Consider the following 15,516-nt stretch of genomic DNA (forward strand, 5'->3'; position numbering starts at 1 on the left):
ATGTGACCTTAGTAGAAGTAGTCATAACGATTAGTATAATGCTAATAATATCAAGTTTATGCTTTCCAAAAGATAGTGTCAATAAACATCAAATAAACTTGTTTACAAAGCAATTGTGTTCAGATATAAGATATGTAAGAAAGGCAAATATGCTTGGTAATTTAAAAACATACATATATTACTTTGAAGATAATAAATCAACTAGCTATATAGTAAGAGAAAATGGAAAAGATTTAAAGAAAGTTCATTTGCCAAGTGGTGCAAATATTCAATATGGAAATAGTAAGGTTAAATTTAAGCCTGATGGATCTCCAGATCCGAAAGGGCAAACTATAAATATTTATAAAGATAATCTGAAAATAGAATTAACAATAGTACCCGTTAGTGGAAGAGTACTTTTGAAAGAAGGTAAGTATGAAACGTAGAAAAGGGTACTTACTATTAGAAAGTGTGATATCACTTTCTATAATAATGATTTTAATTGGAGTATCATACTATTTGCTATTTTTCTGCATTGACACAAAAACCAGAATTGAAGATAAAATAGAGTTGCAGCAACAAGCGAATGAAATAAGTAAATATATAGAAGAAGTTATAGGTAATTCTAAAGGAATTATATCTATAAGCTCAAAATCAAATGAAGAGAGTAATAAATTATTAGAAACAAATTCTATTAAATGTAAATATAAAAACGAAAGTTCTAGTGATAAAAGTATAAAAGATAAAGAAATTAGTCTAAAAGAAGATAAAAGTAAACTATTTATAAATACTCTCAATTACTTAGGTAATAGCGAAAGTGGAGGCTATGAAATAGGTGATTACATTGACAAAATGTATGCATCTGTTTATGAAAATGGAAATTTTGTTAAGGTAAAACTGAAGTTATCAAAAAATAATCAAATCTATGAAACTGAGTTTGATGTATTTATAAGAAACTTTGATGGAGATAGTGTATGAGAATAATATTAGTTGGATTTATGGGGTCAGGAAAAACAGTAGTAGGAAAAAAGTTATCTAAAAAACTAAAATTAAAGTTTGTAGATATGGATGAAGAAATAGAAATAAAAAGTAATTCTTCTGTAGAAAAAATATTTGAGGAAAAAGGAGAAGAATACTTTAGAGAAAAAGAGAGTAACTTACTTAAAGAACTATTAAGCAAAGAAAATGTAGTTATATCAACTGGTGGAGGTATAATTAAGGAAAATAAAAACTGTGAACTATTAAAAAAAGAAAAATGTGTAATCTTTTTAGATGCAAATGAGCAAACTATAATAAATAATGTATCATATGATTTGAATAAAAGACCATTACTGAAAGATAGCTACAATTTACATGAAACTATAAATAATCTTTTATCACAAAGATATAAAAGGTATAATAAAATAGCTAAAATAAAAGTTAATGTTAATAATAAAAATGTAGATGAAGTAGTTAGTCAAATACTTGTTTACACTAGATAATATGTGATATTATTATATTGGTAAAAGTTTGTAGTCACACAGCCAGGGGGTATTTATGAAGATTATAGTTATAAATGGACCTAATTTAAATATGTTAGGTAAGAGAGAGCCAGGAATTTATGGAAATGAAACTTTAGATGACTTAAGAAAATATGTTAAGGATGAATTTAAAGATGATGTAGATATAGAATTTTTCCAAAGTAATCATGAAGGGTATATAATAGATAAACTTCATGAAGCTAACGAAGAGTTTGACGGAGTAGTTATAAATCCAGGTGCTTTTACACATTATAGCTATGCAATTCATGATGCTATAAAATCTATATCTACTAAAGTGGTAGAAGTTCATATATCTAATATTCATCAAAGAGAAGAATTTAGACAAAAAAGTGTAACTGCTAGCGCTTGTATAGGTCAAATATCAGGTTTTGGTTTTGAAAGTTATATCTTAGGAATAAAATCATTACTTAAGCAGATATAAATATAGATTTATATAACTTGACAAGATTACAATAGTATATATAATTGAAAAAGGATACGATGATATAATACATATATAGTAGCAGATATACAAATTGATTGAATTATTTGCCTAAGATTAAAATTAAAGTTTTGATTATAATAATAAAGAAATAAACTTAATTATTAGTATCATCGAAAATAAACTTGATATGGAGGGACAAAAATGGTATCAGCAAGTGATTTTAGAAAAGGTGTTACATTCGAAAAGGATGGACAACCATGTTTAATAGTTGATTTCCAACACGTTAAACCAGGAAAAGGTGCAGCGTTTGTTAGAACTAAATACAAAAACTTAAAAACTGGAGCAATAAGAGAGGAAGCTTTTAACCCAAGTGATAAATTCCCTAAAGCTCATATAGAAACAAGACAAATGCAATACTTATACAATGACGGAGAATTATACTACTTCATGGATGAAGAGACATTTGATCAAGTGCCTCTAGATTATGAAAAAGTTGAAGATGCTATAAAATTCTTAAAAGAAAATGAAGTTGCTACAATAAGATTCTACCAAGGGCAAGCTTTCCAAGTTGAAGCTCCAAACTTTGCAGAATTAGAAGTTGTTGAAACTGAGCCAGGAATAAAGGGAGATACTGCAAGTAACGTAACAAAAGCTGCTACAGTTGAAACAGGAGCTGTTGTTCAAGTGCCTTTATTCATAAACCAAGGAGACAAAGTTAAAATAGATACTAGAACTGGAGATTATTTATCAAGAGTTTAAGAATTAATGTATATAAAAGCTTGTATATCTTAATAATAAAGATGTACGGGCTTTTAATTATATAATAAAGAAAGAGAGGGCTACTCATGAAATACTTATATGAAGAAGTTGCATATCTAAAAGGATTAGCAGAAGGATTAGAAATAAGTAATGAAACAAAAGAAGGTAAGATCATACATAAAATAGTAGAGACTTTAGAAAGTTTTGCTGATGCTATAGTAGAACTAGAAGAAGAACAGGCTGATCTTGTAGAGTATGTAGAGTCTATAGATGAAGATTTAGCTGATATAGAAGATGATATCTATGAAGATGGCGAAGAAGATGAAGATGATGATAATGAACTTAGCTTTATAGAAATGGAATGCCCAAGTTGTTCTGATTTAGTAGAAATAGATGAAGAACTTTTATATGATGATGAAATAGACATTGTTTGTCCAAACTGTCAAGCTATTATACTATCATCAGAAGATGATGAATGTATATGTGATGATTGTGATGATCATGAATAAAATCAAATAAATAAAAGGCCTATGGGATATATCTCATAGGCTTTTTGTTTACTAAGAGATTATAGGTTATCTGGTTTATAGATAAGTTATAATCTCAACATATAAACTTGAGCGACTGTGTCGGCGACATGAGCAAAGCGAATTTTTGTTTATTATATAAAAACCGACTAAATACATATTTTATTTTGCAATACTTCTAGAAAAATAGTACACTATAATCTAGAGAGAATTAACTCGGAGGTAGTAGTATGAAATTAAATAAAAAAATATTAGAAAATATAGATAAATTCGAAGATATTATAGATTATAAATTTGAAAATAAAGAATATATACTTGAAGCACTTACTCATAGTTCTTATTCTAATGAAAATAAAAATTATGATTTTAATGAAAGATTAGAATTCTTAGGAGACTCTGTACTTAGTGTAGTTGTAAGTGACTATTTATTTAAGAAAGAAAAAGATTTGCCTGAAGGAGAACTTACTAAGCTAAGAGCGAATATAGTTTGTGAGGAATCTCTAAGTGAAGTGGCTAATGAAATAAACCTAGGAGAGCATATACTATTAGGAAAAGGCGAAGAAGCTACTGGTGGTAGACAAAGAATATCAATATTAGCAGATGCATTTGAAGCGGTAATAGCAGCTATATACCTAGATGGCGGAATAGATAGTGCTAGAACATTTATTTTAAAATATATGGAAAATATAATCTGCGACTCTAGAAAAGGTAAAATATTCAGAGATTATAAGACTCATCTTCAAGAAGTATTACAAGGTAGAGGTGAGAGTAATATATGGTATAAATTAGTAGACGAAAAGGGGCCAGACCATAACAAGAGATTTGTTATGCAAGTAGGAAGCAATGAAGATGTTTTAGGAACAGGCGAAGGAAAAAGTAAAAAAGAAGCAGAGCAACTTGCTGCAAGAGTAGCATTAAAAAGAATAATATAGAATTTATAAAATACAGAAAGAGGATAATACTACATGAAAAAAAGAATAATTCCTATATTTGTACCTCATAGAGGCTGTCCTCACGACTGTATATTTTGCAATCAAAAAAAGATAACGGGCGTAAGCACAGATATGACAAGTGATGATGTAAGAAATATTGTTGAAGAATATTTAACTACTATAGATAAAGATGCAAGTGTTGAAATAGCATTTTTTGGAGGTAGTTTTACAGCTATAGATGAAGATATACAAAAGAGTTTATTATCAGTAGCAAAAGAATACGTAGATAAAGGTGTTGTTCAAGATATAAGAATGTCTACAAGACCGGATTGCATAAGCCAAGATATATTAACTATGTTAAAAGAATATAAGACAAGTATAATAGAACTAGGTGTACAATCTTTAGATGAAGATGTCCTAAGAGAGAGTATAAGGGGTCATCACACAGATGAAGTATTTGAAAGCGCAAAATTAATAAAAGATAATGGTATACAATTAGGACTACAAATGATGGTAGGTCTTCCATCTGATACGGAAGAAAAATGTATAAAGACAGCTAGAGAATTTATCAAGCTTGCCCCTGATTGTGTTAGAATATATCCTACATTAGTAGTAAAAGAAACAGGACTTGAAAACTTACTATCTAAAAAAGAGTATAATCCATTTACTTTAGATGAAAGTATACAAATAGTTAAGAAACTATTAGCTATGTATTATGTTAATAATATAAATGTAATAAGAGTTGGATTACAAGCAACTGATGATATACAATTAGGAAAAGCTATAGTTGATGGTCCATATCATCCAGCTTTTAGAGAATTAGTTGAAGGTGAAATGATAAAAGACTATTTAAAATCTGTTGTAATAGATTTTAAAACAGTAGATAGTATAGTAGTAAAAACTAATAAAAAAAATGTATCTAAGATAATAGGAAATAAAAAATGTAATAGTTTATATATGAAAAATGAATTAGGTATAACTTTAAAAACACAGGAAGAAGATATTGATATAGATAGATTAGAAATTGTACTAGATAATCAAAAGAATATAAACGTTGATATGAAAGACATTTACAAAAGATTATATAATATTTACAACCTTTAGTTTTATCATTGAAGGGGGAGAAAAAATTGTATTTAAAACGATTAGAATTAAAAGGATTTAAATCCTTTCCTATAAAAACAGACATTATATTTAAAGAAGGTATAACTTCAATAGTAGGACCAAATGGTAGTGGTAAAAGTAATATTTCTGATGCTGTTAGATGGGTATTAGGTGAACAAAGTATAAAAAGTCTTAGAGGAGACAAGTTAGAAGATGTAATTTTTGCAGGAACAGATACAAAAAAACCTATGAATTACTGTGAAGTTGCACTTACTATTGACAATGAAGATAATAAATTAGAGTTAGACTTTAGTGAAGTAACTATAAAAAGAAGAGCTTATAGAAATGGAGAAAGTGAGTTTTTCTTAAATAATAAAAGTTGTAGGTTAAAAGATATAAAAGAAATACTACTAGATACAGGTATAGGGAAAGATGGATACTCTATAATAGAACAAGGTAAGGTAGATGAGATACTTAGTAATAACCCTGTAAATAGAAGAAAAGTATTTGATGAAGCTTGTGGAATATCTAAATTTAGATATAAAAAGCAAGAAGCGGAAAGAAACCTAAAAAATACAAAAGAAAATTTAGAAAGAATAAATGATATATATGTAGAGATTGAAAATCAACTTAAGCCTCTTTTTAGTCAACAAGAAAAAGCTAAAAAATATATAGATCTTAGTGAAAAACTAAAAACTATAGAGGTTAATAGCTACGTAAAAGAAATAGAAGAATTAGAAAGAGAATTAAATGAAATAACTAAACATAGTGATTTATTAGAAAAAGAATCTAGCGAAGTTGATAAGCAAAAGTCTTTAATAGAAAAAAGTTTTAATGAAACTAATAAAGAAATCGAAGAGATAGATGAAAGTATCAATAAATCTCAAGAGTATATTAATACAATAAAGTCAGTAATATCTCAAAAAGATGCTCAAGTAAATCTTATTAACGAAAGAATAAAAAACTGCAAAAATGAGATAGAAAGAAAATCTAGAGAAATAAGTGATATAAAAGAAAAATTAAGCAATAATAAATTATTTATAAACGAACTAAAAGAAAAACAAACTAAAAAAGAAGAAAAATAAAAGCTTTGAGAGAAGATATAAAGCTTATAGAAGAAAAAAATAGCGATAAGAAAAATAAACTTGAAGATATAGGAACTAATATTGAAAATTTAAAAGATGATATAATAAATCTTTTAAATAAAAGGCAAGAATCAACTAGTAAATTATCAACATTAGTTGCAAATACAGAAAATATAAATTCTAGAACTAAAAATATTGATTTAGATATAAATGAAATAAACCTTAGTTTAAAAAATAAAAATGAAGAATTAAACAAGTTAGAATCTTTATTTAAAGCTAAAAATGAAGAATTAAAAAGCTTAAAAATTAAAAATGAAGATGTAAATAAAGAACTAAACAACCTAATTCAAAATAATAATGATTTAGATAGAAAAATCCAAAACAATAAATATAACTTAAATGATTATAATTCAAAGCTTAATATTTATGTTGAAATGGAAAATCATAATGAAGGATTTAATAAAGGTGTAAAAGAAGTTCTTAAAAATAAAAGTTTACAAGGTATACATGGAGCGTTAGGACAAGTTGTAAACGTAGAATCAAAATATGAAAAAGCTATAGAGTCAGCATTAGGTGCGTATATGCAAAATATAATAACTGACAATGAAAATAGCGCTAAATTTGCTATAAGTTATTTAAAGAAAAATAATTTAGGAAGAGTTACGTTTTTACCTTTAAATATTATTAAATCAAATAAAATAGATGTTAGGAATATAAGATGTAGTACTAAATTTATAGGGGTTGCCAGTGACTTAATATCATTTGATGAAAAGTATAGAAATATATTTGAAAGTATACTGGGAAGAACTATTATAATAAGTACTATAGACGACGGTATAAAATTTGCTAAAGAAACAGGTCATAAGTTTAAGGTTGTAACTTTAGATGGCGAAATATTAAATCCAGGTGGATCTTTAACTGGAGGAAGTTTTAGAACTAATGGGAATATATTATCTAGAAGAAGACTTATAAATGAATATAGTGAAAAGATAGAATTAGTAAAAAAAGATATTTTATCATTAAATAACAAAAAAGAAGAATGCATAAAAGCTATAACTATAACTAAAGAAAAAGCACTTGATTTGGAAAAGAATATAAAAGAACTTGATAAATCTATAATAATAGAAAACTCTAATATAAATAGAGTAGATGCAGAAAAAAGTTCATTACAAATGAGCATAGATAAATTAGAAAAAGAAAAAAGCGGATTAGATTCTAACTTAAACTATACATTAGAAAAATCAGAATTAGTTAAAGCTGAAATACTAGATATAGACAATAAGCATAGAGAACATAAAGAAAAAATAGAAATACTAAGTAAAGAACATAAGGAAGCAAGTGGTTTATATGAAAATGATAAACTTAAATATGATGAACTAAACTTAGAGTTAGTAAAATACAAGCAAATACATGAATCTTTGATAAATGATATACAAAGAATTAATAATGAAGATAAAGAGCTTGAAGAAAAGTCTAAAAATTTAGATGAGTCTCTAAAACAAGGAGAAAAAGAAACTTCTAAATTAGAAGAAGAGATAGTTATTGAAGAAACTGAAAAAGTAAGCTTAAATAAACAGCTATCTGATAATAATAGAAGTTTAGAGAATAAAAAACTTTCTAAAGAAGGTTTAAAAAATAAGTTAGAAGAATTAAATAAAGAGCTTAAATCTACAGATAGAACATATATAGAGTTAAAAGAAAGTTTATTTAAAGTTCAAGGAAGGCTTGAAAGGCTTAAATCAAGTCAAGAAACTTATATAAATAAATTATTTGAAAAATATGAGATGACTGTAGTTCAGGCTAAAGAAATTAAAGACGAGAGCATAGAAATAGATAAAAAATTACTTGAAAGCCTAAAAAGAGAAATAAGAAATTTAGGTAATGTAAATATAGATTCTATTAAAGAGTATGAAGAAGTTAAAGAAAGATATGATTTCTATAGTGAACAAAAACAAGACTTAGAACAGTCTATAGAGGCAATAGAAATATTAATATCTGACTTAGAAGAAAATATGAAGTCAGAATTTGAAGTTAAGTTTAATGAGATTAATGAAAACTTTAAATATGTGTACAAAAGACTATTTGGTGGAGGTTATGGAGAACTTACTATTATAGATAAAGAAAATATATTAGAAAGTGATATAGAAATAACTGCACAACCGCCAGGAAAGAAAATGAAAAATCTAAATCTATTATCAGGTGGAGAAAAGGCACTTACTGCAATAAGTATATTATTCTCAATACTTTTAGCTAAGCCAACTCCGTTTTGTATATTAGATGAGATAGAGGCACCATTAGATGATGCAAATATATATAGATTTGGAGAGTTTTTAAAAGAACTAGCTAAAGATACTCAGTTTATATCTGTGACTCATAGAAGAGGTACAATGGAAGCATCTGATTATATATATGGTGTAACAATGCAAGAAAAAGCAATTTCGAAAGTATTAAGTCTAAAGCTTAAAGAAGCTCAAGAAATGACTGATGTTATATAAAACATAATAGTAAATCTATTAGGAGGAAAATAAGTGTTAAAAAAATTATTTAACTTTGGAAAGAAAAAAGAAGAAAAACAAGAAGAAGTAAAAGAAGTAGAAGTTGTAACTAATGAAGATGAACAACCTCAAACTAGTAATGAAGAAAATGATACTAAAGAAGAAAAAATAGATTTAAAAGAAGAAGCAGATACTGAACTTAATGAAACTGAAATAACTTATGAAGAGGAAGTAATTGAACCGGAAAGTATAGAAGAAGAAAAAGAAACTTTAAATGAAGAAATAGCAGTAGAAGAAATGGATGTTACTAAAGAATTAGATATATTAGATACAATTGAAGCTATTAATGAAGAAAAAATAGAAGAAGAGGTATCTGAAAAAGAAGAACTAGAAATAGTAGAAGAACCAAAAGAAAAGAAAGTAAACTTATTTGATAGATTAAAACAAGGTTTAACTAAAGCTAAACAAGGGATAACTGATAGAATAGATGATGTATTAAAATCATATACAAAAGTAGATGAAGAATTATTAGAAGAATTAGAAGAAATACTAATAACTGCTGACGTTGGTGTAAACACTACTATGGACATAATAGATTCCCTAAGAGATAAAATAAAGTCAAAAGGTATTACAAACCCAATGGATGTAAGAGAAGAACTAAAAAATGTAGTAGAAGAAATATTAACTAACGAAAACTCTACATTAGATGTTACAAACTCTCCAACTATAATACTTATGGTAGGTGTAAATGGAGTTGGTAAGACAACTACAATAGGAAAATTAGCAAACAGATATAAAAGAGAAGGTAAGAAAGTTTTATTAGCAGCAGGAGATACATTTAGAGCAGCAGCCATAGAACAGTTAGAAGTTTGGGCAGGAAGAAGTAATGTAGATATAATAAAGCATCAAGAAGGAGCAGATCCAGGAGCAGTAATATTTGATGCTATAAAAGCTGCAAAAGCTAGAAATGTTGACTTATTAATTTGTGATACAGCAGGAAGATTACATAATAAGACTAATCTTATGAACGAACTTGGAAAAGTATTTAAAATAGTAGATAGAGAGTTCCCAGAAGCTAAAAGAGAAGTTTTACTTGTAGTAGATGCTACAACAGGTCAAAATGCAGTATCTCAAGCTAAAACATTTAAAGAAGTTGCAGATATAACAGGTATAGTTTTAACTAAACTTGATGGAACAGCAAAAGGTGGAGTAGTTCTTGCAGTTAAGAGTGAAGTAGATGTTCCAGTTAAGCTTATAGGAGTAGGAGAAAGTGTAGAAGATTTACAAGATTTTGATGCAAAAGCATTTTCTGATGCTTTGTTTGGGAAGTAATTAGCTTTTAAAAATTAAATGTTGACAAGATTGTCTATATGATATAAAATACAATGTGTAAAGTAAATAACCTTTACAGTATATCACTGGGAAGTGTAGCGATGAATATAGAAAAAATGGTTGAAATTGGATTATTATTTGAACAATATAAAGAGTTATTAACTGATAAGCAAAGAGAAATAGTATCTTTATACTATGAAGAAGATTATTCTTTAGGTGAAATTAGTGAAAACTTAAATGTATCAAGACAAGGTGTATATGATACATTAAAGCGTTCAGAGAAAATACTAAAAGATTATGAATCAAAATTACAATTAGTATATAAAATTCAAGAGCAGGAAAAATTCGTCAAAATTATCGTAGATAAAATTGTTGACATTAAACAAGATTTATTGCAAAATAGAGATTGTGCTAATTTAATCCCTAAGCTAGAAAATATAGAAGATGTATGTAGGGAGATGTTAAAATGATATTTGAAGGATTATCTGATAAACTACAAGGAGCACTTGGTAAGTTAAAGTCTAAAGGAAAACTTACTGAAAAAGATGTAAAGGATGCTATGAGAGAAGTTAAGCTTGCTCTTTTAGAAGCAGACGTTAACTTTAAAGTAGTTAAAGATTTTATAAAGAAAGTTCAAGAAAGATGTGTTGGACAAGAAGTTATGGAAAGTTTAACTCCTGCACAACATGTAATTAAAATAGTTAATGAAGAGCTAATTAGCTTAATGGGTGATGTAGCAAGTAAAGTCATGATATCTCCTAAGCCACCAACAGTTATAATGATGGTTGGTCTTCAAGGGGCAGGGAAAACTACAACATCAGGTAAGCTTGGAGCATACTTTAAAAAACAAGGTAAAAGACCATTACTTGTTGCATGTGACGTTTATAGACCAGCCGCTATAAAGCAGTTACAAGTTGTTGGAGAAAAATTAGATATACCAGTATTCAACATGGGTGACAAGGAAAGTCCGATAAATATAGCTAAAGCAGGATTAAGTCATGCGATTAAATACAATAATGACTTAGTTATTATAGATACAGCAGGTAGACTTCATATAGATGAAACTTTAATGGATGAGTTAAAATCTATAAAATCAGAAGTTAAACCTCATGAAATACTTTTAGTTGTAGACTCAATGACAGGTCAAGATGCAGTAAATGTTGCTGAAAGCTTCAATGAAGCTCTTGGTGTTGACGGAGTAATACTTACTAAACTAGATGGAGATACAAGAGGTGGGGCAGCACTTTCAATAAGAGCTGTAACACAAAAACCTATAAAGTTTATAGGTATGGGTGAAAAGCTAGATGATTTAGAACCATTCCATCCAGATAGAATGGCATCTAGAATATTAGGTATGGGAGATATTCTAAGCTTAATAGAAAAAGCTCAAGAAAATATGGACTTAGATAAAGCTAGGGAATTAGAACAAAAAATTAAGAAACAAGATCTTGATTTTGAAGATTTCCTACAACAAATGGAACAAATCCAAAATATGGGTCCTCTTGATAAAATACTAGGTATGATGCCTGGTATGGGAAATATCAAAGACCAACTTGGTGATGTAGATTTAAATGGTAAAGAAATGAAAAGGACTAAAGCCATTGTACAATCTATGACAGTAGAAGAAAGAAGAAATCCAAGTATATTAAATGCTTCTAGAAAGAAAAGAATAGCTAGAGGTAGTGGATGTAGTGTTCAAGATGTAAACAGGCTGATAAAACAATTCAACGAGATGAAGAAAATGATGAAGATGTTTACAGGCTCACAAAAAAGTATGAAGAAAAGGGGCGGTTTTGCCGGACTTCCTTTCTTTAAATAAATAATAGACAAAAAAATTTCGGAGGTGACTGTAATGGCAGTTAAAATAAGATTAAAAAGAATGGGATCAAACAAGAAGCCTTTCTACAGAATAGTAGTAGCTGATTCAAGATCTCCAAGAGATGGAAAATTCATAGAAGAAATAGGATTCTACAATCCAGTTTCTCAACCAAAGCAAGTTAAAATAAACGACGAGAAAGCTGTAAAGTGGTTATCAAATGGTGCTCAACCAACTGATACTGTTAAAACTTTATTAGTTAACAACGGAGTAATGGAAAAATTCGAAGCTTCTAAAAAATAATAATTTAATTAGGAGATGAGTATATGAAAGAGCTAGTGTTAGATATAGCGAAGGCTCTAGTCGATGATCCTGAATCTGTAGTAGTTGAAGAGACTAAAGAAAATGATGAAATAATCTTAAAACTTAAAGTTTCTCAAGATGATATGGGGAAGGTTATCGGAAAGCAAGGCAGAATAGCTAAAGCTATAAGAACTGTCGTAAAATCTGCTGCAAATAGAGAAAAAGTTAAAGTTTCTCTTGAGATAGTATAAAAGGATTAGGTATATACCTAGTCCTTTTTGTTTATAGTATAATTATAGATAAAATATTTTTTGACGCTAAAATTGAGCTACATATTGTTCAATCTGAGCGAATTTTAACTAAGGAGACATACTGATGGAGAAGTTAACACATTTTAAAGTTGGACAAATAGTTAATACTCAAGGCTTAAAAGGAGAAGTAAGAGTTTATCCTTTTACAGATGATATAAATAGATTTGATGATTTAAAAGAATTTTACCTAGGAAAAGACCTAAATGCTACTTGGGAAGTTGAAAGAGTAAGATATAAAGGTAATATGGTAATAATGAAGATAAAAAATATAGATACAGTAGAAATGGCAGAAAAATTAAAAAATAAATTTATGTATGTATCTAGAGAAAATGGTAGAGAGTTAGAAGAAGATGAATACTTTATATCTGATATGATAGGTATAGATGTATATACAGTTGAAGGAAACTTAGTAGGTAAACTAGATGATGTATTACAATATTCAGCAAATGATGTTTATGTCGTAAAAGGTCTTGAAGGCCAAGAGTACATGATACCTGCTATAATGAAGTTTGTACCTACGATAGATATGAACGAAAGAAAAATGATAATAGACCCTATTAAGGGAATGTTAGACTAGGAGTTACTATGAGATTTCACATAATGACACTTTTTCCAGAGATTTTCAACTCTTATATGAATGAAAGTATAATGAAAAGAGCTGTAGAAAAAGGAATAATAGAAGTTAATATATATAATATTAGAGATTTCTCTAATAATAAGCACAAAAAAGTAGATGACTATCCATTTGGAGGAGGAGCAGGAATGGTTATGACTCCTCAGCCTATATATGATACATATAAGCATATTATAGATACTCATAATATAAAAGAGCCTAGAGTTGTATATTTAACTCCTAAAGGTAAAACGCATAATCAAACTATAGCGAGCGATATGTCTAAGCTTGATGATGTAATTCTTTTATGTGGACATTATGAAGGAATAGATCAAAGAATTATAGATTTAATAGTAACAGATGAAATATCTATAGGAGATTATGTATTAACAGGAGGAGAACTTCCTGCACTTATACTAATAGACTCTATATCAAGGCTTATATCAGGCGTTTTAAATCAAGATGAGTCATTTGAAGAGGAATCATTTAGTAATGATTTATTAGAATACCCACACTATACAAGACCAAGAGAGTTTATGGAAATGACAGTTCCAGATGTTTTACTATCTGGAAACCATAAAAAAATAGAAGAGTGGAGAAATGACGAATCTGTTAGAATTACTAAAGAAAGAAGACCTGATTTGTATAAAAAAGCTTGTAAATAATTAAGATATATAGTATAATTTTAGATGCTGAAAATAAACGGGCATTCCTCTGTTTACACAAAAGAGGTAATTAAGAATGTCTATGATACTAGGAGGACTTAGAAATGAACGAAATATTAAAATCATTAAACCAAGAACAATTAAAGAGCGAAGTACCTAACTTTGGACCTGGGGACACAGTAAGAGTACACGTTAAAATAGTTGAAGGTAAGAGAGAAAGAATACAAGTATTCGAAGGATTTGTTTTAAAGAGACAAGGTGGAGGAATACAAGAAACTTTCACTGTTAGAAAAATATCTTTCAACGTTGGTGTAGAAAGAACTTTCCCAGTTCATTCTCCAAGAATAGAAAAGATAGAAGTAACTAGAAAAGGTAAAGTAAGAAGAGCGAAGTTAACTTACTTAAGAGGTAGAGTAGGTAAAGCTGCTAAGATAAAACAAGCTAGATAATTAAATAACTTTACTATAAATTAAAAGAGCTGATTATATCAGCTCTTTTTTTATGTAAAAAATAATATAAAAATATTTGATAATAAATATAATTGAAATAAAATTTCATAAAACTAATAATTTAGTTGATATAAAGGTAGAAGTCTGTTACATTTATAATAAATATGAAAAAAAATTCTAAAATGAGAGGTATTTATGAAAAGTAATCAAAAAATGGCATTATCATATATAGGACTTATGGGGTTTGGCTTTCCTATAATGCGATATATGAGTATGAACTTTGATACTATTAACAATAATGCAGTTAGATTCTTATCAGGAGGAATTCTAATTCTTATTATTTGTTTATTTAAGTTTAAGGATGAATTAAAAAAGATAGTAGAGGAACCTAAAATTATTTTTAAATTGTTAATTTTAGCCGCATTTATGACTGGGAATATGTATTGCTTTATAACAGGATTAAAATATACATCAGCTTTAACAGGAAGTATTTTTAGCATTTTAGCTATGCCACTAGCAATTAGCATGGCAGCCATTTTTTTTAAAGATGAGAGGGACAGAGTAAAGCAAAAGAAATTTTATATAGGAAGTTTAATTGCAATAATAGGATCTTTAATTTTTGTTATAAATGGAGGGACCGGTGGTCAAAGTTCTGATTTTTTTAAGGGAGCATTATTTTTAGCTATAGCTATTTTTATTCAATCAATTCAGAACCTAGTTGTAAAAAATGTTTCCAAGAAGCTGCATTCAGTTGTAATAAGTGCATCCACAGCTACGTTATCAGGTATTGTATTTCTAACTATAGCTATATATACTGGAAAAATCATAGAATTAAAAACTGTATCTTTAGGCATGTTAACAGGATTAAGTTTAGCAGGAATGTATGGAATGCTAACGGGAATGTTAATGGCTTTTTATATTCTTCAAAAACAAGGAGTTGTTGTTTTTAATATTATACAATTAATAGTTCCACTTTCTACAGCAATTGTTGGATATTTCACTTTACATGAAAAAATAAATTTAATACAAGGCTTAGGAGCTATTCTTGTAATTGCTGGATGTGTTGTTTCATTAAGAAAGAAACAAACAAATGAAGAAAATCAATGTATAGAGCTAAAATCATAGATGTTAAGAAAATGGTTTTAAGATTATAGTTATAAAAATAAATAGTATATAATTAT

The 15,516-nt window shown here is 28.0% G+C and carries 17 protein-coding genes and 1 pseudogene; all 18 read left to right on the forward strand.

What is annotated here, in order from left to right:
* Positions 1 to 2 precede the first annotated feature (2 nt).
* The 18 genes and pseudogenes from BN899_RS01525 (at position 3) to BN899_RS01610 (ending at position 15,460) form a co-directional block, all read left to right on the forward strand.
* Positions 3 to 425: a hypothetical protein gene (locus BN899_RS01525; protein ID WP_042271944.1), complete on the forward strand. Its 423-nt coding sequence runs from the start codon at positions 3 to 5 to the stop codon at positions 423 to 425.
* Positions 415 to 957, forward strand: coding sequence for a hypothetical protein (locus tag BN899_RS01530; RefSeq protein ID WP_042271947.1), 543 nt, complete (start codon positions 415 to 417; stop codon positions 955 to 957). Before BN899_RS01525 ends, BN899_RS01530 begins: the two co-directional genes overlap by 11 nt.
* The gene (locus BN899_RS01535; RefSeq protein WP_042271949.1) at positions 954 to 1,460 is read left to right on the forward strand and encodes a shikimate kinase; all 507 of its coding nucleotides are present in this window, start codon (positions 954 to 956) and stop codon (positions 1,458 to 1,460) included. Before BN899_RS01530 ends, BN899_RS01535 begins: the two co-directional genes overlap by 4 nt.
* A gap of 55 nt (positions 1,461 to 1,515) precedes the next feature.
* The gene (gene aroQ, locus BN899_RS01540; protein ID WP_042271951.1) at positions 1,516 to 1,941 is read left to right on the forward strand and encodes a type II 3-dehydroquinate dehydratase; all 426 of its coding nucleotides are present in this window, start codon (positions 1,516 to 1,518) and stop codon (positions 1,939 to 1,941) included.
* A 204-nt stretch (positions 1,942 to 2,145) separates the two neighbouring features.
* On the forward strand, positions 2,146 to 2,703 hold the full coding sequence (gene efp, locus BN899_RS01545) for an elongation factor P (RefSeq protein WP_042271953.1): 558 nt from the start codon (positions 2,146 to 2,148) through the stop codon (positions 2,701 to 2,703).
* Positions 2,704 to 2,789: 86 nt separating this feature from the next.
* Entirely contained in the window at positions 2,790 to 3,212 is a 423-nt protein-coding gene (locus tag BN899_RS01550; protein WP_042271955.1) for a CD1247 N-terminal domain-containing protein, read from the forward strand.
* A 248-nt stretch (positions 3,213 to 3,460) separates the two neighbouring features.
* Entirely contained in the window at positions 3,461 to 4,162 is a 702-nt protein-coding gene (gene rnc / locus BN899_RS01555) for a ribonuclease III (protein ID WP_042271958.1), read from the forward strand.
* Positions 4,163 to 4,195: 33 nt separating this feature from the next.
* The gene (locus tag BN899_RS01560; RefSeq protein WP_042271961.1) at positions 4,196 to 5,266 is read left to right on the forward strand and encodes an elongator complex protein 3; all 1,071 of its coding nucleotides are present in this window, start codon (positions 4,196 to 4,198) and stop codon (positions 5,264 to 5,266) included.
* A 26-nt stretch (positions 5,267 to 5,292) separates the two neighbouring features.
* Positions 5,293 to 8,846, forward strand: a pseudogene (smc, locus tag BN899_RS01565) (chromosome segregation protein SMC).
* Positions 8,847 to 8,879: 33 nt separating this feature from the next.
* Positions 8,880 to 10,178, forward strand: coding sequence for a signal recognition particle-docking protein FtsY (gene ftsY, locus BN899_RS01570; RefSeq protein ID WP_081712127.1), 1,299 nt, complete (start codon positions 8,880 to 8,882; stop codon positions 10,176 to 10,178).
* 101 nt (positions 10,179 to 10,279) lie between these two features.
* Complete coding sequence (ylxM, locus tag BN899_RS01575) at positions 10,280 to 10,648, forward strand: YlxM family DNA-binding protein (RefSeq protein WP_042271964.1); 369 nt, start codon at positions 10,280 to 10,282, stop codon at positions 10,646 to 10,648.
* A complete protein-coding gene (ffh, locus tag BN899_RS01580; protein WP_042271967.1) occupies positions 10,645 to 11,997 on the forward strand; it encodes a signal recognition particle protein in 1,353 nt (450 codons plus the stop codon). Before ylxM ends, ffh begins: the two co-directional genes overlap by 4 nt.
* A gap of 33 nt (positions 11,998 to 12,030) precedes the next feature.
* Positions 12,031 to 12,297: a 30S ribosomal protein S16 gene (gene rpsP, locus BN899_RS01585; RefSeq protein ID WP_042271969.1), complete on the forward strand. Its 267-nt coding sequence runs from the start codon at positions 12,031 to 12,033 to the stop codon at positions 12,295 to 12,297.
* A gap of 23 nt (positions 12,298 to 12,320) precedes the next feature.
* The gene (locus BN899_RS01590) at positions 12,321 to 12,548 is read left to right on the forward strand and encodes a KH domain-containing protein (RefSeq protein ID WP_042271972.1); all 228 of its coding nucleotides are present in this window, start codon (positions 12,321 to 12,323) and stop codon (positions 12,546 to 12,548) included.
* A gap of 121 nt (positions 12,549 to 12,669) precedes the next feature.
* The gene (rimM, locus tag BN899_RS01595; RefSeq protein WP_042271975.1) at positions 12,670 to 13,185 is read left to right on the forward strand and encodes a ribosome maturation factor RimM; all 516 of its coding nucleotides are present in this window, start codon (positions 12,670 to 12,672) and stop codon (positions 13,183 to 13,185) included.
* Positions 13,186 to 13,193: 8 nt separating this feature from the next.
* A complete protein-coding gene (gene trmD / locus BN899_RS01600; RefSeq protein WP_042271978.1) occupies positions 13,194 to 13,886 on the forward strand; it encodes a tRNA (guanosine(37)-N1)-methyltransferase TrmD in 693 nt (230 codons plus the stop codon).
* Positions 13,887 to 13,990: 104 nt separating this feature from the next.
* The gene (gene rplS, locus BN899_RS01605; protein WP_042271981.1) at positions 13,991 to 14,335 is read left to right on the forward strand and encodes a 50S ribosomal protein L19; all 345 of its coding nucleotides are present in this window, start codon (positions 13,991 to 13,993) and stop codon (positions 14,333 to 14,335) included.
* A 195-nt stretch (positions 14,336 to 14,530) separates the two neighbouring features.
* Positions 14,531 to 15,460, forward strand: a complete 930-nt coding sequence (locus tag BN899_RS01610; RefSeq protein ID WP_042271985.1) for a DMT family transporter — start codon at positions 14,531 to 14,533, stop codon at positions 15,458 to 15,460.
* Positions 15,461 to 15,516 lie beyond the last annotated feature (56 nt).

Origin of the sequence: Faecalimicrobium dakarense (assembly GCF_000499525.1) — a bacterium.
Lineage (GTDB): Bacteria > Bacillota > Clostridia > Peptostreptococcales > Peptostreptococcaceae > Faecalimicrobium > Faecalimicrobium dakarense.